Origin of the sequence: Ralstonia insidiosa, assembly GCF_008801405.1 — a bacterium.
Classification (GTDB): domain Bacteria; phylum Pseudomonadota; class Gammaproteobacteria; order Burkholderiales; family Burkholderiaceae; genus Ralstonia; species Ralstonia insidiosa.
Genome location: NZ_VZPV01000001.1, coordinates 1,898,031 through 1,921,553 on the forward strand (window position 1 = coordinate 1,898,031; position 23,523 = coordinate 1,921,553).

Annotated in this window: 21 protein-coding genes; 10 read left to right on the top strand and 11 right to left on the bottom strand. The window is 62.1% G+C overall.

Annotated features, from left to right (window positions below; genetic code table 11):
• Window positions 1-30 precede the first annotated feature (30 nt).
• Genes F7R11_RS09060 through aroQ form a run of 6 tightly spaced genes read left to right on the top strand, consistent with a single transcriptional unit; the run spans window position 31 to window position 4,389 of the window.
• Window positions 31-999: a ketopantoate reductase family protein gene (locus F7R11_RS09060; RefSeq protein WP_064802747.1), complete on the top strand. Its 969-nt coding sequence runs from the start codon at window positions 31-33 to the stop codon at window positions 997-999.
• Window positions 996-1,397, top strand: coding sequence for a VOC family protein (locus tag F7R11_RS09065; RefSeq protein WP_064802748.1), 402 nt, complete (start codon window positions 996-998; stop codon window positions 1,395-1,397). Before F7R11_RS09060 ends, F7R11_RS09065 begins: the two co-directional genes overlap by 4 nt.
• A 2-nt stretch (window positions 1,398-1,399) precedes the next feature.
• The gene (locus tag F7R11_RS09070) at window positions 1,400-1,858 is read left to right on the top strand and encodes a MaoC family dehydratase (protein WP_064806271.1); all 459 of its coding nucleotides are present in this window, start codon (window positions 1,400-1,402) and stop codon (window positions 1,856-1,858) included.
• The gene (locus tag F7R11_RS09075) at window positions 1,858-3,078 is read left to right on the top strand and encodes a CaiB/BaiF CoA transferase family protein (protein WP_064802749.1); all 1,221 of its coding nucleotides are present in this window, start codon (window positions 1,858-1,860) and stop codon (window positions 3,076-3,078) included. Before F7R11_RS09070 ends, F7R11_RS09075 begins: the two co-directional genes overlap by 1 nt.
• The gene (gene aroE / locus F7R11_RS09080; RefSeq protein ID WP_064806273.1) at window positions 3,078-3,911 is read left to right on the top strand and encodes a shikimate dehydrogenase; all 834 of its coding nucleotides are present in this window, start codon (window positions 3,078-3,080) and stop codon (window positions 3,909-3,911) included. The genes F7R11_RS09075 and aroE overlap by 1 nt, the downstream gene beginning before the upstream one ends.
• Window positions 3,912-3,945: 34 nt before the next feature.
• Complete coding sequence (gene aroQ / locus F7R11_RS09085; protein WP_064802750.1) at window positions 3,946-4,389, top strand: type II 3-dehydroquinate dehydratase; 444 nt, start codon at window positions 3,946-3,948, stop codon at window positions 4,387-4,389.
• A gap of 178 nt (window positions 4,390-4,567) precedes the next feature.
• On the opposite strand, the gene F7R11_RS09090 is transcribed toward aroQ, so the two are convergent.
• From F7R11_RS09090 to F7R11_RS09105, 4 genes are all read right to left on the bottom strand, one after another.
• Window positions 4,568-5,068: a Dps family protein gene (locus tag F7R11_RS09090; RefSeq protein ID WP_021194750.1), complete on the bottom strand. Its 501-nt coding sequence runs from the start codon at window positions 5,066-5,068 to the stop codon at window positions 4,568-4,570.
• 77 nt (window positions 5,069-5,145) lie between these two features.
• On the bottom strand, window positions 5,146-6,585 hold the full coding sequence (locus F7R11_RS09095; RefSeq protein WP_064802752.1) for a catalase: 1,440 nt from the start codon (window positions 6,583-6,585) through the stop codon (window positions 5,146-5,148).
• Window positions 6,586-6,672: 87 nt separating this feature from the next.
• Window positions 6,673-7,728, bottom strand: a complete 1,056-nt coding sequence (locus tag F7R11_RS09100; protein ID WP_238500834.1) for a porin — start codon at window positions 7,726-7,728, stop codon at window positions 6,673-6,675.
• 136 nt (window positions 7,729-7,864) lie between these two features.
• On the bottom strand, window positions 7,865-8,572 hold the full coding sequence (locus tag F7R11_RS09105; RefSeq protein WP_064802757.1) for a YoaK family protein: 708 nt from the start codon (window positions 8,570-8,572) through the stop codon (window positions 7,865-7,867).
• 242 nt (window positions 8,573-8,814) lie between these two features.
• On the opposite strand from F7R11_RS09105, the gene F7R11_RS09110 reads away from it, so the two are divergent.
• On the top strand, window positions 8,815-9,720 hold the full coding sequence (locus tag F7R11_RS09110) for a helix-turn-helix domain-containing protein (protein ID WP_082932805.1): 906 nt from the start codon (window positions 8,815-8,817) through the stop codon (window positions 9,718-9,720).
• Between the two features lie 9 nt (window positions 9,721-9,729).
• Here F7R11_RS09110 and F7R11_RS09115 read toward each other — a convergent pair whose 3' ends face one another.
• The 7 genes from F7R11_RS09115 to F7R11_RS09145 form a co-directional block, all read right to left on the bottom strand.
• The gene (locus F7R11_RS09115) at window positions 9,730-11,424 is read right to left on the bottom strand and encodes a GAF domain-containing sensor histidine kinase (protein ID WP_064802759.1); all 1,695 of its coding nucleotides are present in this window, start codon (window positions 11,422-11,424) and stop codon (window positions 9,730-9,732) included.
• A gap of 5 nt (window positions 11,425-11,429) precedes the next feature.
• On the bottom strand, window positions 11,430-11,822 hold the full coding sequence (locus F7R11_RS09120) for a response regulator transcription factor (RefSeq protein ID WP_064802761.1): 393 nt from the start codon (window positions 11,820-11,822) through the stop codon (window positions 11,430-11,432).
• 133 nt (window positions 11,823-11,955) lie between these two features.
• A complete protein-coding gene (locus F7R11_RS09125; RefSeq protein WP_064802763.1) occupies window positions 11,956-12,234 on the bottom strand; it encodes a DUF1427 family protein in 279 nt (92 codons plus the stop codon).
• A complete protein-coding gene (locus F7R11_RS09130; protein ID WP_064802765.1) occupies window positions 12,231-12,665 on the bottom strand; it encodes a DoxX family protein in 435 nt (144 codons plus the stop codon). The genes F7R11_RS09125 and F7R11_RS09130 overlap by 4 nt, the downstream gene beginning before the upstream one ends.
• Before the next feature lie 13 nt (window positions 12,666-12,678).
• Window positions 12,679-14,532 (bottom strand): amidohydrolase, encoded by a 1,854-nt coding sequence (locus F7R11_RS09135; RefSeq protein ID WP_064802768.1) that lies wholly within the window; start codon window positions 14,530-14,532, stop codon window positions 12,679-12,681.
• 83 nt (window positions 14,533-14,615) lie between these two features.
• Window positions 14,616-15,437, bottom strand: coding sequence for an alpha/beta fold hydrolase (locus F7R11_RS09140; RefSeq protein WP_390624354.1), 822 nt, complete (start codon window positions 15,435-15,437; stop codon window positions 14,616-14,618).
• 210 nt (window positions 15,438-15,647) lie between these two features.
• On the bottom strand, window positions 15,648-16,334 hold the full coding sequence (locus tag F7R11_RS09145) for a hydrolase (protein ID WP_064802772.1): 687 nt from the start codon (window positions 16,332-16,334) through the stop codon (window positions 15,648-15,650).
• A 324-nt stretch (window positions 16,335-16,658) separates the two neighbouring features.
• On the opposite strand from F7R11_RS09145, the gene F7R11_RS09150 reads away from it, so the two are divergent.
• The 3 genes from F7R11_RS09150 to F7R11_RS09160 all read left to right on the top strand — a co-directional run bounded on the left by F7R11_RS09150 (window position 16,659) and on the right by F7R11_RS09160 (window position 23,468).
• A complete protein-coding gene (locus F7R11_RS09150; RefSeq protein ID WP_021194738.1) occupies window positions 16,659-17,330 on the top strand; it encodes a response regulator transcription factor in 672 nt (223 codons plus the stop codon).
• 169 nt (window positions 17,331-17,499) lie between these two features.
• Window positions 17,500-23,067: a trifunctional serine/threonine-protein kinase/ATP-binding protein/sensor histidine kinase gene (locus tag F7R11_RS09155; protein WP_064802774.1), complete on the top strand. Its 5,568-nt coding sequence runs from the start codon at window positions 17,500-17,502 to the stop codon at window positions 23,065-23,067.
• Window positions 23,064-23,468, top strand: coding sequence for a hypothetical protein (locus F7R11_RS09160; protein ID WP_231973179.1), 405 nt, complete (start codon window positions 23,064-23,066; stop codon window positions 23,466-23,468). Before F7R11_RS09155 ends, F7R11_RS09160 begins: the two co-directional genes overlap by 4 nt.
• Window positions 23,469-23,523 lie beyond the last annotated feature (55 nt).

Below are 23,523 nucleotides of genomic sequence, written 5' to 3' on the forward strand. Positions count from 1 at the left end.
ATCGTGCAACCACACGTGAAGGAGACGCCATTGAAGATTGCGATTCTGGGTGCCGGCGCACTGGGCTGCGCCATTGGGGCCACCCTCACTGAAGCGGGCCATGAGACCTGGCTGATGGTCCGCTCACCGGACCGCGTCAACGCCATGCGAAACGAAGGCCTGCGGGTGGACGATGCCCAGGGCACGCGATGCATCCAGGTGCGGGCAGCGACGCGCGCGGCAGAGGTTGGCGTCGCAGAGTTGGTGATCGTGCTGGTCAAATCCTTCGAGACCGATGCCGCCATGCGCGGTGCTGTGGACCTGGTCGGCCCCGATACGCTGGTGCTGTCGCTGCAGAACGGCCTCGGGCACGAAGACATTCTCGCCGACATCGTGGGCCGTGAACGCGTGCTGGCAGGCAAGACCTATGTTGGCGGGGTGATGCGGGGCCCCGCGCATATTCAATCGGGTGTGGTTGGCAAGGCCACCTACATCGGCGAACTGGATGGCCGTCTGACGCCGCGCGTGCAGGCTGTGGCGGACGCCTTCAATACCGCCGGGCTGGCGACCACCGTTACCGACAACATTGTCGGCACGATGTGGGACAAGCTGCTCGTCAACGTGGCCACCGGCGCGCTCACGGGCATCACCCGCCTGACCTACGGCCAGCTTTACGACGAGCCGCTGCTCAAGGCGACCTCGCTTGCAGCCGTGGCCGAGGCCATTGCAGCGGCACAGGCCGCGGGCGTGAAGCTGTCGATGTCGGACCCCGAGCAGGCATGGACCCTGGCCGCCGAAGGTCTGCCCGCGGCGTTCAAGACCTCAATGCTGCAAAGCCTGGAGAAAGGGACGATCACCGAGATCGATTTCATCAACGGTTCGGTGGTGCGTTGCGGGCAGCGGTACGGCGTGCCGACCCCCGTCAATGCCACGCTGGTCGCCTGCATCAAGGGGATCGAGCGCAGTATGGCCGACCAGCGGGCCGACCAACAACGACAACACAAGGAGACCACCGCATGAGCACCCCCAAGGCCTATGTGGAACACGTCGCCATTTGGGTGAAAGACATCCACTGGCACATCCGCTTCTTCGAAGACGTGCTCGGCATGACCCTGCGCGAGATCGACGGCACGCATGAAGCGCCCCGGCAGTACTGGACGCTCGGTGGCCTGCAGTTCATCCATGCCCCGGAGTTTGAAGGCCCCGAAGGCCATGAAGGACGATTGGCCCACCTCGGCGTGATGTGCGAAGACCTCGAAGCTGCACTGGCACTGGCGCAGGGCTTTGGCGTGACCGAAATGCCGCAGGGCCGCAACTGGCTGCGCTTGCCGGACGGTCTGGCGGTCGAACTCATTCAGGCCAAGCCTGCGTCGTGCGTGGCGCAGGCCTTGGCAATCAACCCCCGTGCGCAGGCATGAACATGACCATCGTTGAGAAATACTGGGATGACGCCCGCGAGGGCGACACGTGCGTGAGCCCGAGCTACACGGTCACGAAGGAACGCATCCTCGCTTACGCCGACCTCACCGGCGACCACACGCCCGTACACGTCGACGAGGCCTACGCCAAAGCCAGCCACTTCGGCTGCATCGTCGCGCATGGCTTGTTCGGCCTGTCGATTGCGGACGGCCTGAAGACGCAGAGCGATTACCGATTCCTGCCCGGCATGTCGCTCGGCTGGACGTGGGATTTCCTGCTGCCGATCAAGGTCAACGACGTCTTGCATGTGAAGTTCCGGGTCGGGGAGATGCGGGCGAGCAAGAGCCGCCCCGGCTGGGGCATCGTCGTGCTGCCCTCGGAGCTGATCAATCAAGATGGCCACGTCGTGCAACGCGGTGAGCACCGCCTGATGGTGCCGCGCCGGCCGGGAGCGTTCTGATGCAGGCGCGCCCACTCGAAGGTATTCGCGTTGTCGACTACAGCCATTTCCTTGCCGGCCCCTATGTCGGCCGATGCCTGGCTGCCCTTGGCGCCGAAGTGATCAAGGTTGAACGCCCCGGCACCGGCGACGCTGGACGCCAGCACGCCACCGTGCTCGACGACGAGCAAAGCGGCTATTTCCTGCAGCTCAACATGGGCAAGCGCGGCGTGAGCGTCAACATGAAGGACCCGCGCGGCAAGGCGTTCATGCAGCGGCTGTGTGACTCGGCGGATGTGTTCATCGAGAACTACCGACCGGGTGCGCTGGACAAGCTGGGACTGGGCTATGCCGAACTGTCAGCGCGCAATCCGGGCCTGGTCTATTGCTCCATCTCGGCCTACGGACATACCGGGCCGGACGCACATCGCGCCGGTTTCGGGCTGATTGCCGAAGCCAAGAGCGGCATCATGCAAATGGTCGGCACGCCGGGCGAGAGGCCTCCGCTGCTGCGCATTTCGCTCGGTGATATGTACACGGGCATCCACGCCGTGGCCGCCATCAACGCCGCGCTGTTGGGGCGCGTGAAGAGCCAACGCGGGCAGCACATCGATATGGCGTTGTACGACACGCTGGTGTCGATGCACGAATACGCTGTGCAGTGCTTCACCCTACAGGGCGTGCTGCCCGAGCAGACCGGCCATGACATGCCTACCTCGACACTCTATGGCGTGTTCCGCGCGGCTGACGCGGACCTGGTGATTGCCGCGCAGGTTGACGATGCATGGAAGCGCTTCGCTGCGCTGGTCGAAGCGCATGGCGGTCCGGCAGGCTTCGGCGCAGATAAGCGGTTCCATGACAGCGTTGGCCGCAACGCGCACCGGGCGGAGATTCTCGCTGTGGTCGAACCCTGGGTCGCCGCACGCCCCGTGGCATTGGTGCTGGAACTGCTGGATGGCATCGATGTGCCGTGCGCCAAGGTCCAGCGCATCGACGAGGTGCTGGCCGATCCGCAAATTCAGGCCCGCGGCATGGTGGTCGAGCAGCAGCATCCGCGCTACGGGACGTTGCGCTTGCCCAACCTGCCGTTCAAGTTTTCCGATTGCGATACGACCATTCGCGACGTCGCCCCTGATCTGGGCGAGCACAACGTTGAAGTCGCGCGCACGCTGGGTTTCGACCCTGACGAGATCCAGGCGATGCAGGCCGATGGCGTTCTTTACTCGAAGCGAGCCTCATGATGACTGACCACTATGCCGTGATCGGCAACCCGATCTCACACACCAAATCGCCGCTCATTCACGGTCTCTTTGCGCAGGCGGCGCAACAAGACATGCAGTACACGGCCATCGAAGGGCCGGTCGAGCCGGACACAGCGTTCGCTGATGTCGTGCGTGCGTTCGCCACCGGCGGCGGCAAGGGTATGAACGTCACGGCGCCATTCAAACTGAAGGCGTTTGCGATGGCCGACGAGCGCAGCGAGCGCGCCACGTTGGCGGGTGCCGCGAATGCACTGAAATTCGAGGGTGGCCGCATTCTGGCCGAGAACTTCGACGGCATGGGGCTGGTGCGTGACATCGAGATCAACCTGGCGCGGCCGATGGCTGGCAAGCGCGTGCTGCTGCTGGGTGCCGGTGGTGCAGCGCGTGGCGCGCTGCTGCCGTTCCTGGCGGCGGAGCCGGCGCAGTTGGTCATCGCGAACCGCGACGTCGCCAAGGCACAGGCGCTGGCCGCCCAGGTTGCCGGGCGCGGCCCGATCGTCGCTTGCAGGTATGCCGACCTAGAGGCGATGGGGCGCTTCGATCTGGTGGTCAATGCCACCTCCGCCAGCCTCACAGGCGATCTGCCGCCCGTTCCACCGAGCATCTTCAGCCCCGAAGGGATGGCCTACGAACTGGCGTATGGCAAACGGCTGACGCCGTTCCTGCGGCTCGCGCGCAACGCGGGTGTGCGCAACATCGCAGACGGCGTCGGCATGCTGGTCGAACAGGCCGCGGAAGCGTTCGTCTGGTGGCGTGGCGTGCGTCCGGATACCCGCCCCGTGATCGACCGGCTGACCGTTCCCCTCGACTGATCTGAACTGATCTGAGTCCACCACAGAGGTTTGCATGAAGCGCATCCTGATGCTGCACGGCATCAATCACAACATGTTCGGTAAGCGTGACCCCGCGCAGTACGGGACCATCACGCTGGCCGAGATCGACGCAAGGTTGCAGGCCCTGGGCGAGGAGCTGGGCGTGCAAGTGGAATCGTTCCAGACGAACAGCGAAGCGGCGATGTGCGAACGCATTCATCGCGCCTTCGAGGAAGGCCAAGACGCCGTGCTGATCAACGCAGGCGCCTGGACGCACTACAGCTACGGTATCCGGGATGCACTCGCGATCCTCACGTGTCCCATCGTGGAGTTGCACATGTCCAATATCCACGCACGCGAGCCCTTCCGTCATCACTCAGTGTTTGCTGACATCGTCAGTGGGCAGATCTGCGGGTTCGGCGTCCAGAGCTACCTGCTGGCCCTGCGGGCAGCTGCCTCTGCGGTCGATCATGCGTAGCCACCCCTTGACCGTTGCGAGAGTTGGCCTGCCTAGACGGATTCGAACGCCCGACCTTCGGCTCCGAGCGTCCCTGGATCGGTGGTCGCGTCCTCTTGTGGGGCGATATTCACGCAATATGGGAAAGCGCCCGGACTGATAGAGGCGGGGCGCCATTCTGTCGCTCCGGCCGGGTGCGCTACACCAGCAACGAGCGCAGCATCCACGCGGTCTTTTCGTGCGTCTGCATGCGCTGGGTCAGCAGGTCGGCGGTCGGTTCGTCGGCGGCATTGTCGACATCTGGAAACAGGCTGCGGGCGGTGCGAGTGACAGCTTCGTGGCCGGCTACCAGCTCGCGGACCATGTCCATCGCTTCGGGCACCCCGTTTGATTCCGGGATGGACGTTAGCTTGGCGAACTCCGAGTACGAACCCGGTGCCAGATAGCCAAGCGCGCGGATGCGCTCCGCCACAGCGTCGGTCGCGGTCCACAGTTCGTTGTACTGCGTCTCGAACATCAGATGCAGCGTGTTGAACATCGGCCCAGTGACGTTCCAGTGGAAGTAGTGGGTCTTCAGGTACAGCGAATAAGTGTCGGCCAGCAGGGTCGACAGACCGTCTGCGATCCTCTTGCGGTCTTTCTCGGCAATGCCGATATTGATCGGGGCCGCGGCGCTGGTGCCGCCAATTTTCTTTGCCATGTTGATCCTCGTAGCAAGTGGTGATGGCGCGCGATGCGACTGGCTGATGCCGCGTCGATGTCGCGCGCCGTCGTCGATTATTTCAATCCCAGCGCCACTTTGACGCCCGCGCCGTAGGCCGGATCAGCCTTGGTGAAGTGCTCGATCTGCGCGCGCTGGATGTCTTCCGGTACCTGCGACAGACCGCCCGCGATGGTCGCAAACAGACGCTGGCGCTGACCCTCGTCAAACAGGCGGAACAAGGCGCCGGCCTGGCTGTAGTAGTCGGTGTCGACGCGGTGATCGTGGCGTGCCGCTGCACCTTCGAGCCTGAGCGGCGGCTCCTCACCCCGGCGGTCCTGGGCGAAGGCACCTTCGCGGTTCGGCTCGTAGTTGAGCTTGCTGCCAAGGTTGCCATCGGTCCGCATCGCGCCGTCCCGGTGGAAGCTGTTGTGGAACGGGCACTTGGGCGCATTCACTGGAATCTGGTGATGATTTACGCCGAGGCGGTAGCGCTGCGTGTCGCCGTACGAGAACAGGCGGCCCTGCAGCATCTTGTCCGGCGAGAAGCCGATGCCGGGCACCACGTTGGCCGGCGTAAAGGCAGCCTGCTCGACTTCGGCAAAGTAGTTGTCGGGGTTGCGGTTCAGTTCCAATACACCTACGTCGATCAACGGGTAGTCCTTGTGCGGCCACACCTTGGTCAGGTCAAACGGGTTGATGTGGTAGGTGGCCGCATCGGCTTCCGGCATGATCTGCACCTTCAGGTTCCAGCGCGGGAAATCGCCACGATCGATGCTTTCAACCAGATCGCGCTGCGAGCTTTCGCGGTCTTGCGCCACCACCTGTGCGGCCTCTTCGTTGGTGTAGTTCTGGATACCTTGCTGGGTCTTGAAGTGGAATTTCACCCAGAAGCGCTCGCCCGCTGCATTGATGAGCGAGAAGGTGTGCGAGCCGAAGCCATCCATGTGGCGCAGGGTCTTTGGAATGCCGCGATCGCTCATCACGATCGTCACCTGGTGCAGCGTCTCAGGGTTCTTCGAAAAGAAATCCCAGGCGGCGACAGCGCTGCGCAGGTTGGTCCGCGGGTCGCGCTTTTGTGTGTGGATAAAGTCCGGAAACTTGAGCGGATCGCGCAGGAAGAACACCGGCGTGTTATTGCCGACCAGATCCCAGTTGCCTTCGTCCGTATAGAACTTGATGGCAAAACCGCGCGGGTCGCGTTCGGCATCAGCCGCACCGCGTTCGCCGGCCACGGTGGAAAAACGCAGGAACAGCGGCGTTTGCTTGCCCACCTCGGCAAAGATCGAAGCCTTGGTGTATTGCGTGATGTCGTGCGTGACGGTGAAGGTGCCGAAGGCACCCGAGCCTTTGGCATGCACGCGACGCTCGGGAATCACCTCTCGGTCGAAGTGCGCGAGTTTTTCCAGAAACCACACGTCTTCGAGCAGCATGGGGCCGCGCGGACCAGCGGTCATCGAGTTCTGGTTGTCGACAACGGGTGCGCCGGCGGCGGTGGTCAGGATGTCTTTGCTCATGGGGCTTTCGTCAGGTATTGATGGGTCGAGAATCCGGCAACTGGATGCCGGTCAGGTTGCAGGGCTTCAGAACCGGTGCCCCGCGGACTAAAAGCTGTGCCGCATGCCGAGCACGAACGTTTCCGGATGCGCTCCGGCCTTTACGCCGATCTGGTTGATCGCAAAGTCGTAGATGGCGTTGCTGCGGTTGTTGATCCGGCTGTAATAGGTGTACAGGGCGGTCCGCTTAGACAGCGGGTAGTCGTAGCCGACCGTCAATTGAGTCGCGCCGGTATCCACGCCGCTTCGGAAATAGCCGACCGTTTCCCGTGCGCTGCCCGAACCGTTGCTCGCCAGCGCAAAGCCGACCCGCACGCTGCCCGGACCAAGCTGCTGGGTGAGGGAAACGTAGTAGCCGTTGCGGTACAGATCCCCCGTGGCTGTCCGATAGTGCAGCCGCTCATACAACAAGGCGATCTTCGTTGTCGGAAACTGGTAAGCCACCCCGATCTTTGCCGCCTCGTCATTGCGTCCGGCCGTCTGGTAGTGCTGGTGGATCTCGTAGGCGGCTGTGATGTTCAACGGCCCGCGATCGTAAGCACCGGCGAATGAATACAAGGCCGGATTGCGTGGCACGCTGATCTTCTCTTCATTGACGCCCCAGGCCATGCTGCCGCTCAGGCCATTCCAGACCGGGCTACGGTATTGGATGATGTTCTTCTGGCGTCGATCGAACGAACTCGTGTCCTGAACGTTGTCGGAGCTGGACGTTGAGCCGTTGCCGATCAACGCCATATAGCCTGCTGTGGTGGGGTAGTAGGGGTCATAGCCGGCAGTCGATTCGGTATAGGGCGTCTGCCAATGGCCCATGAACACCTTGCCGTAGTTGCCTTCCAACCCGATGGCGGTATTGCGGCCAGCTAACTGGCCTTGCCCCGTGTCTACCGAAACAGCGCTTTCAATCTGCCAGAAGGCCTTGGTACCGCCTCCCAGGTCCTCTTCGCCCCGGAGGCCAAAGACCGAGCGGTTGTTCGTCAGCCGCGTGACTGAACCGAGATCAGCGCCACTGGTTGTGGCTGCGCCACGGGCGTACTCGATGGAGGTATTGAGGCGACCGTACAGCGTGACGGATGTCTGCGCGTTAGCCTCAACGCAACACGTCATTGCGGCACAGATGGACAGAACCCAGTGCTTTGCGGTGCTCCGCATCAGGGGAGGCATGTTGTTCCTTGTTCCTGCGATGAGTGGATGACCCAATTCGCGCACAGGTCAGCGGTCGGCGAATTGAACTGTGGAAGAGCTAACGGCTCGCGGCGGCTAGCCCAGTGAGAATGAATATCGGCGGCAACACGCACCAGAACGACACGGCAGAGAACGCCAGGGCTCCCAGCATTGCACCGGTCGCAAAACCGATGAGCGGCGGCACCATCTTGCGCAGGCGCGCGCGGGAGCCGCTCTTCTGTGTGCTACCCGGTGTGGCCAATTCCACCAGGTCGATGACGACCTGGGTTGTATTGCCGGTCATGATGGTGGTGGGCGCGTGATCGGAGAGTACGATGCGCGCCTTGGCGTTCTGTACGCCCATTGCCGCGACGCCGATCAGGCCGACGACGATGGTTGCAGGGTTGTCTGCTGACTGGATGGGTAGCGCCAGCAGGCCAGCCGTCATAAACGTCACCAGCAGCAGCGCTTCCGCCAGGAGCAGCAGGCGCGTAGGCTCCCTTCCGTGCCGTACAACGGCCTCCACCGTCAGCTTGGTAGACGCCACGGCCAGCACGAACACAGGCAGCGCCAGCAGCTTCGCGAGTACACCTTGGCCGGAGCCGGCCAGTTCCACGCCAATCATGACGAAGTTGCCGGTAACGTGTGCCGTGAATAGCCCGAACAGCGCGCAGAATCCAACGACGTCCACGAAGCCGGCGGTGAAAGCAAGCAGGCAGCCTTGCACCAGATGGAACATCCCAAAAGAGGGTGCAGCGGGCAGGGTGGACGAGACGCTAGAGGGCATGGCATGGACGTTGGACTGGGCGTCTGAACGTCGAGGCGCCCGCCTCTCATGAGGTGTACGAAGCGTACTGGGGGGTGTCTCTAGCAACCATTGTCAAATGGTATTAACCACCATACCAATTGGTCGGAGCCGTGCACCAAGTTGGCGGATTTGTTAATATTTGTGACGCACTTGGAATGTCACTTCGGCCCACTCAATAGGCTTGCGAATCCCTGCGGTCAGCATGCAGAGCAATCAAAATCATGTCTCCACCGGTGCCCGCACAAACCTCTTCGCAAGACTCGCTCGGTTGCTCGTCGGAAAAGCTCCGGCGCGACGAATCGCTACATGGAAGCGATTTCGTCTTCTTTCGGAAAAGTTCTGGCAATGACCAGCTCAGTCAGGTTTTAACGCCTGCGTCGGAGAGAGGCTTCCTGGCCGGTGTGTCGCTGGCCACCGGACACCGTCGTCGGATCTTTAACAGCGTGCATGCCAGCACGCATCAGTTTGAGACCGGTTCGATCTACATCCGAAATTTCTTTGAGGACTACAAGGCAGATTTTTACGGCGCCTTTGACTTCGTACTGCTTGAGTTGTCGCCAGGTTTTGTCGAGCGCACGAGTCTGGAGCTTGGACGTCCGGCCTGTGCTTCGCTTCCTTCATTGGCTGGGCAATTGGATCCGGTCTTGTCCCATCTTGCTCAGGCAGTGGTGCCCGCGCTGGCACAACCGCAATACGTGAGCCGCCTGTTCGTTGACCAGGTGGGACTGGCAATCGCCACCTATCTGGTCGAGCGTTACGACGGGCGCCATGAGACCACGCCCAGGGGCGGGCGCGAGCGTTTGAGTCCGGGAATGCTTGAGCGTGCCAAAGAAGTGCTCATCTCTCGATTGGACGGCGACGGATCGATTGCTGAAGTGGCAGATGCCTGTGGGCTTTCACGCAGCCACTTCTCGCGTGCGTTTCATGCTTCGACCGGTGCGACACCGCACCAATGGCTTTCAACGCAGCGGCTTGAGCGCGCCCGTAGCTTGCTTCGTGACACCGATGCGCCGATCGCGACCATCGCGACAACGTGCGGCTTCTCTGATCAGAGCCACTTCACCCGCTGCTTTGCCCGTGCCTTTGGTGCCACGCCCGCGAGCTGGCGGCGCGCGGTGCGCAGCTGAGCGACCGCGCTACGACGGGACGATCGGCGTCAACGGTAGGCTGAACACGAACATCGCGCCGAACGGCAGGCGCGGCGCCGCCAGGATTTCTCCTTTGTGCGCTTCCACGATGGATCGGCAAATCGCTAACCCCATCCCCATGCCGTTGGCCTTGGTCGTGTAGAACGGTTCGAAAATGCGCCCAGGTGCATCGCTGGCCAGCCCCTGGCCGTTATCCTCAACGCGCACCTGCAACTGGGTTTCCGCGACAACCGCAGTCGTCAGACGCAGGGTGCGAGGGCGGTCGCATACCGACGCCATCGAGTCGATCGCGTTGAGCACCAGGTTCAGCAGGACTTGCTGTAGCTGCACGGCGTCACCATGCACCTGACTGCGCGATGCGTTCAGATCGAGCTCAAGTGAAACGTCGCGGCAATTCAGCTCGCTACGCGCGATTTGCAGGATGTCGCGAATTGTTTGGTGCATGTCTAGCGCGGCGAAGGCCCTGGGCGCGTTGCGTGTGAGGGCCTGCAGGCCGTGAATCATGTCGCCCGCGCGCTGGCCTTCGGAGACGATCGCTGCCAGCCCCTCGCGCGCCTGCATTAGCGCAGGAGGCGTTCGATCGAGCCAGCGTAGGCTGGCGCTCGCATGGGACACGATCGACATGAGCGGTTGGTTCACTTCGTGTGCGATTGCTGCGGTCAGTTGGCCGACCGTCGTGGCACGCGCCACCCGAGCAACGTCGGCCTGGGCGTTGCGCGCCGCATCCTCGGCCTGGCAACGCGCGGTGATATCACTCACGATGCCAACATACTCGACGTCACGACCGGCGATGTGGATGGGCTTGCCTAGTGCCGCCACATGTCGCGTCGTGCCGTCTTTGCGGACAATGCGGTATTCGAGCTCGAAGGGCTCGCCTGCGTTTGCTTGGTGCTCGGCGGTCTGCCGTACGTACTCCCGGTCCTCTGGGTGAATGCACGCAACCAGCACGTCCCGCGTCACCACCGGCCCATCCTCTGGGAGATCGAAAATGCGGCGTAGCTCTTCCGAGCACAGGCAAATGTCGCGTTGAAGGTCCCAGCGCCAACTCCCTGTCTGGCTGACGCGCTCACCCAGCGCCAGTGTCTCTTCGCTGACGCGCAGGGCTTGCTCGACGCGGCGGCGGTGTGCGTTTTCTTCGAGCAGATTCTGATAGAGCCGTGCGTTATCGAGCGAGACGGCTGCGTGTCCTGCAATCAGTTCGAGCAAATCGGCAGGTTCCCCAGCAAACTTGCCAGGCAGTTGGCTGTTCTCGATGTAGAGCAAGCCGACCGTGTGGTTGCCTTTGAGCATCGGAAGACTCATGGCGGAGGCGGTGCCGCGTTGGCTGAAGTAGGGGTCATGCGCAAACGGGCTCGAGGCAGCGTCGTGGACCACCAGGCGCTTGCCTGAACGCAGCGTCGAGTTGAGCATCGTGAGCGGCAGATCTTGCGGCGCCACCGGGTGGGGGGTCATGTCGATGCCAATGCTGGCCGGGGTAGCGTGGGCATGGGCCTCGATCATCGGTGTCTCCCCAGCCATGCGTATCAGCAGCGCGCGCTGTGCACGGGCGAGCACGAGCACGATGGTCATCAGCCTGTCTATGAGTCGATCGAGCTGAATCTCCTCCGTCAGTGCGCGGGTGCAGCGCACGATGGCGTCGATGTCATGCACTGGGTGGCCCGCCTGGTTGTTCTGCGCATGCATCGGAATCAGGCATCCGGCCAAGTGCCAGGTGTGTGACCGAGCGCAAGCGCAATGCAGGACATGATCTCAGCGTCGCTGAAAGGCTTGCTGAGTAAAGAGATGGCGTGACGAACCTCGGCCTGTTGACGTGCACTGTCGCTCTGGAATGCGGTCATGAAAATGATGGGCAGATTCACACCTCGGCCGCGCAGCGAATCGCAGAGTGCGAATCCACTCATCTGAGGCATCTGGATGTCCGTCAGAACGCAGGAGAGCGAGGTGAGGTCATCGTAGCCGAGCAGATCGGCGCCACTGCCGAAAAGCGCAACATTCAGGCCACACGATTGCAGGAGATTGCCGAGGGCCAGTCGGACAGAGGCATCGTCATCGACCACGGCGATGACCGGTTGTGCATTCACGCGGGATTCCTCGGGGCATGCCGGAGACCTACGTTGGCACGGACGGCTCTGGCGACGGAGCGTTGAGGATACCGTTGCACAGGCACTCGCGAAATCATACTGAGGTATGGATTCGCTCGTGCCATGCCCAACATCAGTGCTGCGTGTCGTCCGGCGCTTGCCGGAGCGCACTGACTTGAATCACCGGCGGCAGGCCCGTGATCTTGGGTGTGCACTCACGGTGGAACCAGGTAGCCGTGACGGGTTGGCCCGCAAGCAGGCGCTTGATAGGCGGTACCACTTGCTCACCGAGCAGCATGCCCAGCAATCCGATCAATGCGATGGCGGGTGGGGCCGGCGAGCGCACCTGCATGAGTGCGTAGATGATGCCGATCAACATGCCGGCGCCGAGCGAGATGAAGTAGGGTTTCATTGTCCAGTCCAGGTGTGCACATCGGCTTCCCGACGCGAAATCCAGTCTTGCAGTGCGACGAGCAGAAAGCCGCCGACCAGTCCGAGGTGTTCAAAGAAGGCGTTGGCCATCATCGGGCGGGTGTCAGCCGGGGCCTGCCAGAAGCGGTTGGCCAGCAGCGAGGCAACCAGGGTGAACGCGGCCAGCGCGAGTGCTGCAATCCATCGCAGTCGGCCGCTGATCACCAGCGCCGAGCCGACCAGCTCCAAGACGATCACCGCTGCGGCCATGGGCATGGCCGGCGCCATGCCGAAGTGCTGCATCTCGGCAATGGCCCCCGGGAAGTCGAAGAGCTTGACCAGCCCGCCCTGCAGGTAGGCCGCGCACAACAGCACCAGCGCCGCGCGGTACAGGAGTCCGCCGCGGGCAGACGTCGAAGGTGTTGGATGCATGGCTGGCGCGGTATCAGAACGCCCAGCACGAGCAGCCGAACGCACCCCAGAATGCAGCGGCGTCACCGGCGGGCGTCTGGTCTAGGTAGGCGCGCGCGTGTGCGTGTCCATGTACCCCGCAAGCGGTCGCACATCCGCAACTGATTTGAAGGGCAGGATTGCGCGGGGCGAAGCCCAAATGATGCCGCGCGGGCGACCAGTCTGGCATCGCAGGCGGTAGCGCGGGGGCGAGGGGGCCGAAATCCCCATCCCCAAACACGACCTTGCCGCCCAACACCGTCAGGACCGAGGTGATGTCCTGAATATCGTCCTCGGGCACGGCAAAGTAATCGTCAGAGAGGACCGCCAGATCGGCGAGCTGCCCGGCGCGGATCTGCCCCTTCTTGCCCTCTTCGGACGAGAACCACGTATTGGCCTCAGTCCAGAGGCGCAAGGCCGTTTCGCGATCGAGCAGGTTGGCTTGCGGATACAAACGCAGCCCGCCCACCGTCTTGCCGCTGACAAGCCACGACAGCGATACCCACGGGTTGTACGACGCGACCCGTGTGGCGTCCGTGCCCGCGCCCACCTTGACGCCACGTTCCAACATGCGTTTGATGGGCGGGGTGGCTTCTGCCGCCCGTGAGCCATAACGCTCGACAAAGTACTCGCCCTGGTAAGCCATGCGGTGCTGTACAGCGATGCCTCCGCCAAGCGCGGCAATACGGTCTATGTTCCGGTCGCTGATGGTCTCCGCGTGGTCGAAGAACCAGTGCAGGCCATCGAACGGCACGTCACGTGCGACCTTCTCATACACGTCCAGTGCACGCGAGATTGTCTCGTCATAGGTGGCATGCAGGCGCCATGGCCACCGTTGCTCGGCAAGCAGGCGGATCACCGGCTCGAGGTCGCTTTCCATGTTCGGCGGCATCTCGGGCCGCTCGACGCGGAAGTCTTCGAAATCCGCGGCGGAATAGACGAGCATCTCGCCGGCACCATTGTGGCGGTAGAGATCGTCGCCCTGTCCGGGGCGGACCTGCCCAGACCATGTGCGGAAGTCATTGAGCTCCTCACGCGGCTTCTGCGTGAAGAGGTTATAGGCCAGGCGCACCGTGAGTTGCCCCTCGCGGTGCAGCTCCTCAACGATGTTGTAGTCCTCGGGGTAGTTCTGGAAGCCGCCACCCGCATCGATGACACCGGTGACGCCGAGTCGATTGACCTCGCGCATGAAATGGCGCGTCGAGTTTTTCTGATACTCCGCCGGCAGCTTCGGTCCCTTGGCCAGCGTGGCGTAGAGGATCGTGGCGTTGGGCTTGGCCAAGAGCAGGCCGGTGGGCGTACCGTTCTTGTCGCGGACGACCTCGCCACCCGGCGGGTTCGGCGTGTTCTTGTCGTAGCCGACGACACGCAGCGCTGCGGCATTGAGCAGTGCGCGGTCATATAAATGGAGGATGAACACCGGAGTGTCTGGTGCGATGGCATTGAGCTCATCGAGCGTGGGCAGGCGCTTCTCGGCAAACTGATGTTCGGTGAAGCCACCCACCACGCGCACCCATTGCGGTGCGGGCGTGCGTTCGACCTGGGCCTTGAGCATGCGCAACGCTTCGGCCAGCGAGCGTACGCCGTCCCAGCGCAGCTCCATGTTGTAGTTCAGGCCACCCCGGATGATGTGCATGTGGCTATCAATCAGGCCCGGAATGACGCGCCGGCCTTGCAGGTCGACCACACGGGTGGCGGGGCCAGCCAGCGGGAGAATCTCGTCGCGACGCCCGACTGCCAAAAACTTGCCGTCATGGATGGCAACGGCCTCGGCCTCAGGGTTGGTTCGATCGAGCGTGGTGACCTTGGCGTTGGTCAGGATCAGTTCGGGTACGCGCACTGGATTCATTTCATCCCTTCATGGTTGTGACCCCGGCCCAGCGGGTGGCTGGGCCAGGGTGAGTCGGACAATCGCGGTGGATTCGCGGGGCCTTAAGCCGACAGGAAGGCGAGCAGGTCTGCGTTGACCTGATCGGCGTTGATCACGCACATGCCGTGCGAGGCGCCCGGATAGATCTTCAGCGTCGCGTGCTTGACCAGCTTGGCCGACAGCTTGGCGGAGTTGTCGATTGGCACGATCTGGTCGTCATCGCCGTGCAGAATCAGCGTGGGCACGTCGATCTTCTTGAGATCTTCCGTGTAGTCGACTTCCGAGAACTCCTTGATGCACTGGTACTGGCCGTGGATGCCACCCGCCATGCCTTGTGCCCAGAATGCGTCGATCGTCCCTTGCGAAATCTTTGCGCCCGGTCGGTTGAAGCCGAAGAACGGCGTGGTCAGATCCTTGTAGAACTGCGAGCGGTTTTCGGCAACGCCCTTGCGGATGCCATCGAACACTTCGATCGGCAGGCCGTTCGGATAGGCTGCGGTCTTGGCCATGATCGGCGGCACGGCACCGATCAGCACGGCCTTTGCCACGCGCTTGGTGCCGTGACGGCCAATGTAGTGGGCCACCTCGCCGCCACCGGTCGAGTGGCCGACCAGGGTTGCACCCTTGATGTTCAGCGTGTCGAGCAGCGTCGCGAGATCGTCGGCATAGGTGTCCATGTTGTTGCCCTTGGACGGCTGGTCAGAGCGGCCATGGCCCCGGCGATCGTGCGCGATCACGCGGTAGCCGTGCTGCAACAGGAAGAGCATCTGGGAATCCCAGGCATCGGCCGACAGGGGCCAGCCGTGCGAGAACACGACCGGGCGGCCGCTGCCCCAGTCCTTGTAGAAGATGCGGGTGCCGTCTTTGGTCGTGACGAAGGACATATTGTGGTCTCCAGAATGTGGGTGCGATGTTTTGGGGTTGGCCGCTTGGGCTGAACTTGCTGTGCCGGCCACCAGCGCGCCAGCGGCGGCCGCAGCCATCGTGCTCGCGCCTGAGACGAGCAGTTTGCGGCGCGACAGGTCGTGCGGCGCAGGCAGGGATGTGTCTTGCGTACTCATGTTTGAAATGGGGCGAGTGTTGTGGGCTGGTGTTCAGCGAGCCGGGATCGGTGCAAGCGACTCGTGTGCGGATGTGGTGCGCTGCGGTGCCTTGTGCACCATCGTGTAGGCGTAGTCCACGCCCATGCCGTAGGCGCCGGAGTGTTCCTTCACCAGCTGCATCACGGCGTCATACGTGTCGCGGTGCGCCCAGTCACGCTGCCATTCCAGCAGCACCTGCTGCCACGTCACCGGCACCACGCCAGCCTGGACCATGCGTTGCATGGCGTAGTCGTGCGCCTCTTTGGAGGTGCCGCCCGAGGCGTCGGCCACCATGTAGATCTCGTAGTCGGCATCGTGCATGGCCGACAGCGCGAAGGTGCAGTTGCACACCTCCGTCCACAGGCCGGCGACGACCACCTTCTTGCGGTTGTTCTTGGCCAGGGCGTCGCGCACCTTCTGGTCGTCCCACGAGTTCATCGAGGTGCGCTCGAGGGTCGGCTGGCCAGGAAACACATCCAACAGCTCCGGGTACGTGTAACCCGAGAACGACGCGGATTCGACCGTCGTGATGGTCGTCGGAATGCCGAAGATTTTGGCTGCCTTGGCAAGACCGACGGTGTTGTTCTTCAGGGCTTGTCGGTCCATCGACTGCACGCCGAAGGCCATTTGCGGCTGGTGGTCGATGAAGATCAGCTGGCTATTGTGCGGTGTCAGAACTTCGAGCTTCGGGTTGCTCATCGTGGGTTCCTCTAGAGATGGTGAATTGAGACAGACGCAGGCGCACCATTGCGCCCGCGATCGGGGCGCGGTCCTTACACGGTGTCGAACACATGCGGGATGAAGCCTAAGTTCTGCACGACAGGGCCGCCATTGTTTCTTGGTATGACCCGCCTTACCGGAGGTCTGGTAGCAGCTGTCGGATCGATGGGCCGAAATCGCTGGTGACGTTCATTCACCGCACAGGCAATCAAGAAATTCGCACAGCCGTGCAAGACAGCGCTCAGTGACCTGACTACGATGGCGATCAAAAAAGAGCGATAAGGCCATCTTCAGGGAGCCCCCATGACCACCGTAGCGAACCCTCTCTCGGAGCCACTACCACTGCACGATGCGTTGGTTGTCGTCGTCGACGACGATGCGATGGTCAGAGACGCGCTTGGAAACCTCTTCCGCTCGGTGGATCGGCGTGCGGTGCTGCTGGAATCAGCAGGTGAGCTGCTCGCGTTCCAGTTTCCGGATGTGCCGTGCTGCCTGGTGCTCGATGTTCGTCTGCGGGGCCCGAGCGGGCTCGACCTACAGGCGAAGCTGACCCAGATGAATGTGCATGTGCCCATCATTTTCGTGACGGGTTATGGCGACATTCCGATGACGGTGGCTGCGATGAAGGCCGGCGCCGAGCACTTCTTGGCAAAGCCCTTTCGCGATCAAGACCTGCTTGACGCAGTGGCTGCTGCTCTGGAGAAGGATGCCCTGCGACGCGCGCATGCCCTGAGAAACAACGCCCTGCGCGATTGCTTCGGTACGCTGACGAAGCGCGAATCGGAGGTCATGACGCTTGCGACTTCGGGTTTGATGAATAAGCAGATTGCCGACCGCATGAGCATTAGCGAGGTGACCGTCAAAATCCATCGCGGCCAGGCCATGCGCAAGATGCGTGCGCGTACCTTTGCTGAACTGGTACTGATGGCAGAACGTCTTGGACTGAGTCCTGTGGAGCCCTGGGCTCTGGGCTAACGCTGGTTTAACGGGCGGCTTGGGCGCCTGCAGCGCGCGTCGCCACGCACCATCAGTAGGTTCCATTGCTGTCGCGGCGACTCCGAGAAAGGCGAGGGCCGTTGGCTGCGGATTGCCTGTGGCGCCGCTGGTCCGAAAGCAGTGACCGATTTAAGAGCCAGGCACGCAGATGAATGCACTATTCCTACTCGGTGCCGAGAAGGGTACGAGGTTTGAGATTCAGTGGGAGGATGGCGAATGCATCCTCGCCAGGGGAGCACGTGTCACTCCAGACGGCCGACAGGAAGCGGTGTTGGCGGTTTGGTCTGCCGCAGAGCGCCCGACGCCGTTGAGCCTCGCCCGCCTTGCGCATGAATATGATCTAAGGGGCCAGTTGGAAGCACCTTGGGCATTGCGCCCCCTGGAGCTTGTTCAGGAGCGCGGTCGGACCGTGCTGCTGCTGGAAGACCCGGGCGGCAAGTCGCTCGCCAGCGTCGTTGGCGCAGCCATGGATGTGGGGCGCTTCTTGCGGTTGGCCGTCAGCATCGCCGGGGCGCTGAGCCAAGTGCACCGACGTGGCCTGGTTCACAAAGATATCAAGCCCGCTCACATCTGGGTGAATGGTGCCCTCGATGTGGCACGGCTCAGCGGATTCGGCCTCGCGTCTCGCTTGCCGCGTGAGCGGCAGGTGCTCGCGCCACCCGAAGAAATTGCCGGCACGCTGGCCTACATGGCGCCCGAACAGACCGGGCGCATGAATCGTTCGATCGACGTGCGTAGCGATCTGTACTCGCTCGGCGTCACGTTCTATCAGATGCTCACGGGTGTGCTGCCGTTCACAGCCCGTGATCCGATGGACTGGGTGCATTGTCACCTTGCGCGACAGCCGGTGCCCCCCGCTGTGAGGGTGCCCACCAATCCTGCAGTGCTCTCTGATCTGGTGATGAAGCTGCTGGCCAAGACGGCCGAAGAGCGCTACCAGACGGCAGCTGGGCTCGAAGCCGACCTGCGGTGCTGCTTGGCAGCGTGGGAACGCGAAGAATGGATAGCCCCATTCCCGCTTGGCGAGCAAGACCGGCCAGACCGGCTGCTCACGCCGGAGCGCCTTTACGGGCGCGAGCGCGAGATCGAAATCCTGCTCACAACGTTCGATCGGGTTGTCACTGAAGGCACGCAGGAGTTCGTGCTGGTCTCGGGCCACTCGGGCATCGGCAAAACCTCGGTGGTGCATGAGTTGCAGCGTGTCCTGGTGCCGGCGCGCGGCCTGTTCGCATCCGGCAAGTTCGATCAGTACAAGCGCGATATCCCCTATGCCACGCTCGTCCAGGTTTTCCAGGTCTTGATTCGTGCTTTGCTGGGCAAGAGCGAAGTTGAGCTTGCACCGTGGCGCGTCGCGCTGGCGGAGGCGCTGGACCTGAACGCTGGACTCATGGTGCCGTTGATTCCGGAACTTGAGCTCATTCTCGGCCCGCAGCCGCCGGTTTCCGAGCTACCGCCGAGGGACGCACAACACCGGTTTCAACTGGTGTTTCGTCGTCTACTCGGTGTCTTTGCGCAGGCGGATCATCCGCTGGTGCTGTTTCTCGATGACCTGCAGTGGATGGATGCGGCAACGCTGAAGTTGGTGGAGCATCTGGCGACGCATCCGGAAGTGCGCCATCTGCTGCTCATCGGCGCCTATCGCAACAACGAAGTCAAGCCTGGGCACCCGTTGCTGCAGCGATTGAAGACAATCCGCCAGTCTGGCGCGCGCGTACACGAAATCGTGCTGAGCAGCCTTGAAAGCGACGACATTGGCCGGCTCGTTGCTGATGCATTGCACTGCGCACCGTCACAGGTCGCGCCCTTGGCCGGCTTGGTACAGGAAAAGACGGCCGGCAATCCCTTCTTCGCCATCCAGTTCCTGGCTGCGTTGGGGGAGGAGGGGCTGCTTGCATTCGATCAGCGCACTGGTTGGTCTTGGAATCCCGAGCAGATCCAGGCCAAGGGTTTCACTGACAATGTGGCGGACCTTATGCTGGGCAAATTGGGGCGTCTGCCACTGCAGACCCAGAGTGCCCTGCAGCAACTGGCTTGCTTGGGCAATCAGGCTGCGATCCCCATCTTGTCGATCGCCTTGGGGAGAAGTGAGGCCGCACTGGAAGAGGTGTTTTGGGAGGCGGTTCGAGCCGGACTCGTTCTGCGCTCGGAGGGTGCCTATGGATTTCTCCACGACCGCGTGCAGGAGGCAGCTTACGCGTTGATCCCAGAAGGCATGCGGCCGGGCGTGCACTTAGCAATCGGACGACGGTTCGCCGCAGGCTTATCCCCGGAATTGATGGCGGACAACGTTTTCGAGATTGTTGGTCAATTCAACCGTGGCGCGGCTTTGATCGACACGGCCGAGGAGCGGTATAGGCTGGCCGAATTGAACTTGCTCGCAGGCCAGCGTGCCAGGGCAGCGACAGCGTACGCGTCGGCGCTCACCTATCTCACCGCAAGCGCGGCGGTCTTGCCGGACGGCGCCCGCCAGCGCTGGCCTGAGTTCGCTTTCGCGTTGGATCTATGTCGAGCGGAATGCGAGTTCCTGACTGGCGCATCATCTGCAGCAGATGCGCGTTTGGCGGATTTGGCGCCACGTGCCGCGAGTCTTCCGGATTTGGCCGCTGTCACTCAGATGAGGCTGGAGCTCTTCATGGCCCTTGGCCAGCGCGATCGCGCCGTCGAGGTGGGCTTGGAGTACCTGCGCATGGCAGGTGTCGAGTGGTCGGCTGAGCCGACGAAAGAAGAGGTCCGGCGTGAGTACGGCCAACTGTGGCGGCGACTCGGTGACCGACCGATCGAAGCGCTGCTTACGCTCCCGGAGATGGTTGACCCGGTGGCGTGTGGAACGATGGACGTCCTCACCGGGTTCATGCAACCGGCCTGGTATTCGAGCGAGAATCTGCGCGCGCTTGTCATCTGCCGGATGGTCAACCTTAGCCTTGAGCACGGCAATAGCGATGCGTCGTGCCTTGGCTATGTCTGGCTGGGCATGATTCTGCCGCCCGAGTTTGGCGAATATGCGCTCGGATACCGCTTCGGTCAGCTTGGTTTGAACCTGGCGCAGCGATGCACGCGCGACCGCTTCAAAGCGCGCGTCTACCAGGTTTTCGGCGGCTACGTGATGCCATGGGCGCGCCCCATCCGCACCGCCCGCAGTCTAGTTCAACATGCCTTCGAGGTCGTCAACAGGTTTGGCGATCTTACCTACGCATCATTCGCTCGCAGCAACAACCTGATTGCCCATCTGCTCGCGAGTGGGGAGTCTCTGGCAGAAGTCGAGCGCACGGCTGACAGTGCGATCGATTTCGCGATGCAGGCGCGGTTTGGCTTGGTTGTCGACCAAGTGACCCCACAGCGGCAACTGGCGCGAACGCTGCGTGGTCTAACCCCGATCCTCGGTTGTTTCGACGACGCCGGTTTTGACGAGACCCGGTTCGAGCAGCACATGGAGGAGACCTCGGGTTGCACGCTACCCAGATGCTGGTACTGGATTCGCAAACTGCAGGCGCGTGTTCTCGCCGGTGACCACGCTGCCGCCCTTATCGCTGCGGAAAAGGCGCAACCGCTTCTCTGGACATCGCCGTCGTTCTTCGAGCAAGCGGAATACCATTTCTATGCCGCGCTCGCACGGGCCGCGGCGTTCGACGCTACTGTTGCGGAGGAACAAGCCTTCAATGTGGAGGCCCTGGCAACCCATTACCGACAGCTCCAGATTTGGGCGGAGCATTGCCCGGAGAACTTTGAGAACCGGGCTGCGTTGGTGGGAGCCGAGATCGCGCGCATTGACGGGCGTGAGACTGATGCCATGCGCCTCTACGAGCTCGCCATCAGTTCTGCGCGCGACAACGACTTCGTCCATAACCAAGCGCTTGCCAACGAGTTGGCCGCACGGTTCTATGCTCGGCGCGGTTTTGACAAGATTGCTCGCGTGTACCTGCAGGATGCGCGACACGGTTATCTTCGCTGGGGTGCGGACGGCAAGGTACAGCAACTCGATGCGCTGTATCCGCATCTTGGTGAGGAAGTACGGACGGCCGCGCCGACTGCCACGATTGGCGCGTCGGTCGAACACCTGGACCTTGCTACGGTGATCAGCATGTCGCAAGTGGTGTCAGGCGAGATCATCTTGGATAAGCTGCTTGACACGCTGATGCGCACCGCAATTGAACAGGCTGGTGCGCAACGGGGCGTGTTGGTGCTGCTTCGCGGCGATGAGCCGCGTATTGCGGCGGAGGCAAGGACGCAGGGCGATGCGGTCAGTGTTCAGTTACACGACGAAGCCATGGCGGCAAGTGCGTTGCCGACATCGATTGTCCACTACGTCCTGCGAACTCGCGAGAATGTCGTCCTGAGCAATGCAGTGACTGAGGCGCCGTTTTCTGGCGATTCCTATATCCGGCAGCACAACGCACGTTCGATTCTGTGCCTGCCGTTGCTGACCCAAGCCAAACTGATCGGGGTGCTCTACCTTGAGAACGAGCTGGCCGCCAGTGTATTTGCCCCCAGACGGATCGTGGTGGTGAAGCTGCTCGCCTCGCAAGCAGCCATCGCGCTGGAGAATAATCGTTTGTACCGTGACCTCGATCAGCGTGAAGCGAGGATTCGGCGCTTGGTCGAAGCCAACATCATCGGTATCTGCATATGGCACATCGACGGCCGGATTCTCGACGCGAACAACGCGTTTCTTCGCATGCTGGGCTATGAGCGGGAAGATATTCTCACCGGTCGTCTGCTTTGGACCGAGCTGACGCCGTCGGAGTGGTGGGGGCAGGATTCGCGGTTGGTGCAAGAATTTAAACGGACCAAGAGCCTGCCGCCGTTCGAAAAGGAGTACTTCTGCAAGGACGGCAGTCGAGTACCCGTACTGGTCGGGTGCGCAAGTTTTGAGGATACCGAGGCCCAGGGGGTCTCCTTCGTGCTTGACCTGACCGAGCGGAAAAACGCCGAGGACGCGCTACAACGCGCACGGGCCGAATTGGCACAGGTGACACGTGTCACCTCCTTGAGTGCGCTGACCGCTTCGATCGCGCATGAGGTCAATCAGCCGCTGGCGGCGATTGTCACCAACGCCAATGCGGCTGTGCGCTGGCTGGCCCGCCAGCCGCCCGACATCGCCGAGGCGCGGGAGAGAGTGCGGCGCATTGTTGAGGATGGGCACCGGGCAGGTGCCGTGATTGCCGGTGTCCGGGCACTGTTCAAGAAGTCCGCTTCAGTTACGGCGCGGCTCGACCTGAACGATCTGATCCAAGACACCACCTCCCTCATCCAAGGAGAGCTTCTCCGCCACCAAATCTTGCTGCGGACGCTGCTTGCGAATGACCTCCCGGCCGTGGTTGGTGACCGAGTGCAGTTACAGCAAGTGCTACTGAACCTGATGATGAATGGCATTGAGGCGATGAGGGAGCTGCGTGAGCGACCACGAGAGCTGCTGATCCGATCGACGCTCGATGCATCCGGAAGCTTGCTGGTCGCCGTGCAAGATGCGGGTACCGGGTTGGACCCGCAGACTGCCGAGCGGGTATTCGAAGCGTTCTACACAACAAAGGAAGAGGGCCTCGGTATGGGCTTGGCAATATGTCGGCTCATTGTTGAAGCGCACGGAGGCCAGCTATGGGCAGATGTGAACGCATCCCGAGGCGCCGTGTTCCAGTTCACCTTGCCGATCAGTCAGGATGCGTGGCCTCTGCCTCCTGGGCCAGAGCCGATCAGCGTTGATACCGCAAAACCAATATGAAAATGCAAGCCTCCCACATCGTTTCTGAACACTGCACGCGCGTCCGCACTGCCTTACTCAATCTGCACAGGGTGTTGGTTGATATCGAGCGTCGAGACTATGAAAAGGTGCACGGCCGCCAGTCAGCGGGAGAATTCCTTCAGGTGATGGCCTATGATGAATCGATGCAGTGGCTTGAGCCGCTGAGCCGCCTGATTGTCATGCTCGACGAAGCGCTGGATGAAAAAAGCACGATTGATGTGGCGCCGCATGTCGTGGCGGCAAGGGCGCTTGAATTGCTGAAGCTGGATCGCGAACGCACCGACAGCTTCACGTCTCGCTATCTGCATCATTTCGATCGCTCTGCCGATTTGGCCGTCGAGCACGCTGCGCTAGTACAACTACTTAATACCGTGGTGTGACGAGGGTGCACCTAGGTCGGGTTTCACGATCGTAGTACGGCAACCATACTGCGCG

Excerpts from the sequence above, each read along its gene's own strand:
- F7R11_RS09070 (WP_064806271.1), top strand. The coding sequence starts at position 1,400 with ATGACCATCGTTGAGAAATACTGGGATGACGCCCGCGAGGGCGACACG.
- F7R11_RS09115 (WP_064802759.1), bottom strand. The coding sequence starts at position 11,424 with ATGCATGCGCAGAACAACCAGGCGGGCCACCCAGTGCATGACATCGAC.
- F7R11_RS09090 (WP_021194750.1), bottom strand. The coding sequence starts at position 5,068 with ATGGCAAAGAAAATTGGCGGCACCAGCGCCGCGGCCCCGATCAATATC.
- F7R11_RS09130 (WP_064802765.1), bottom strand. The coding sequence starts at position 12,665 with ATGCATCCAACACCTTCGACGTCTGCCCGCGGCGGACTCCTGTACCGC.
- F7R11_RS09125 (WP_064802763.1), bottom strand. The coding sequence starts at position 12,234 with ATGAAACCCTACTTCATCTCGCTCGGCGCCGGCATGTTGATCGGCATC.
- F7R11_RS09110 (WP_082932805.1), top strand. The coding sequence starts at position 8,815 with ATGTCTCCACCGGTGCCCGCACAAACCTCTTCGCAAGACTCGCTCGGT.
- F7R11_RS09100 (WP_238500834.1), bottom strand. The coding sequence starts at position 7,728 with ATGACGTGTTGCGTTGAGGCTAACGCGCAGACATCCGTCACGCTGTAC.
- aroE (WP_064806273.1), top strand. The coding sequence starts at position 3,078 with ATGACTGACCACTATGCCGTGATCGGCAACCCGATCTCACACACCAAA.
- F7R11_RS09065 (WP_064802748.1), top strand. The coding sequence starts at position 996 with ATGAGCACCCCCAAGGCCTATGTGGAACACGTCGCCATTTGGGTGAAA.
- F7R11_RS09145 (WP_064802772.1), bottom strand. The coding sequence starts at position 16,334 with ATGAGCAACCCGAAGCTCGAAGTTCTGACACCGCACAATAGCCAGCTG.
- F7R11_RS09155 (WP_064802774.1), top strand. The coding sequence starts at position 17,500 with ATGAATGCACTATTCCTACTCGGTGCCGAGAAGGGTACGAGGTTTGAG.
- F7R11_RS09095 (WP_064802752.1), bottom strand. The coding sequence starts at position 6,585 with ATGAGCAAAGACATCCTGACCACCGCCGCCGGCGCACCCGTTGTCGAC.
- F7R11_RS09135 (WP_064802768.1), bottom strand. The coding sequence starts at position 14,532 with ATGAATCCAGTGCGCGTACCCGAACTGATCCTGACCAACGCCAAGGTC.
- F7R11_RS09150 (WP_021194738.1), top strand. The coding sequence starts at position 16,659 with ATGACCACCGTAGCGAACCCTCTCTCGGAGCCACTACCACTGCACGAT.
- F7R11_RS09160 (WP_231973179.1), top strand. The coding sequence starts at position 23,064 with ATGAAAATGCAAGCCTCCCACATCGTTTCTGAACACTGCACGCGCGTC.
- aroQ (WP_064802750.1), top strand. The coding sequence starts at position 3,946 with ATGAAGCGCATCCTGATGCTGCACGGCATCAATCACAACATGTTCGGT.
- F7R11_RS09075 (WP_064802749.1), top strand. The coding sequence starts at position 1,858 with ATGCAGGCGCGCCCACTCGAAGGTATTCGCGTTGTCGACTACAGCCAT.
- F7R11_RS09105 (WP_064802757.1), bottom strand. The coding sequence starts at position 8,572 with ATGCCCTCTAGCGTCTCGTCCACCCTGCCCGCTGCACCCTCTTTTGGG.
- F7R11_RS09140 (WP_390624354.1), bottom strand. The coding sequence starts at position 15,437 with ATGTCCTTCGTCACGACCAAAGACGGCACCCGCATCTTCTACAAGGAC.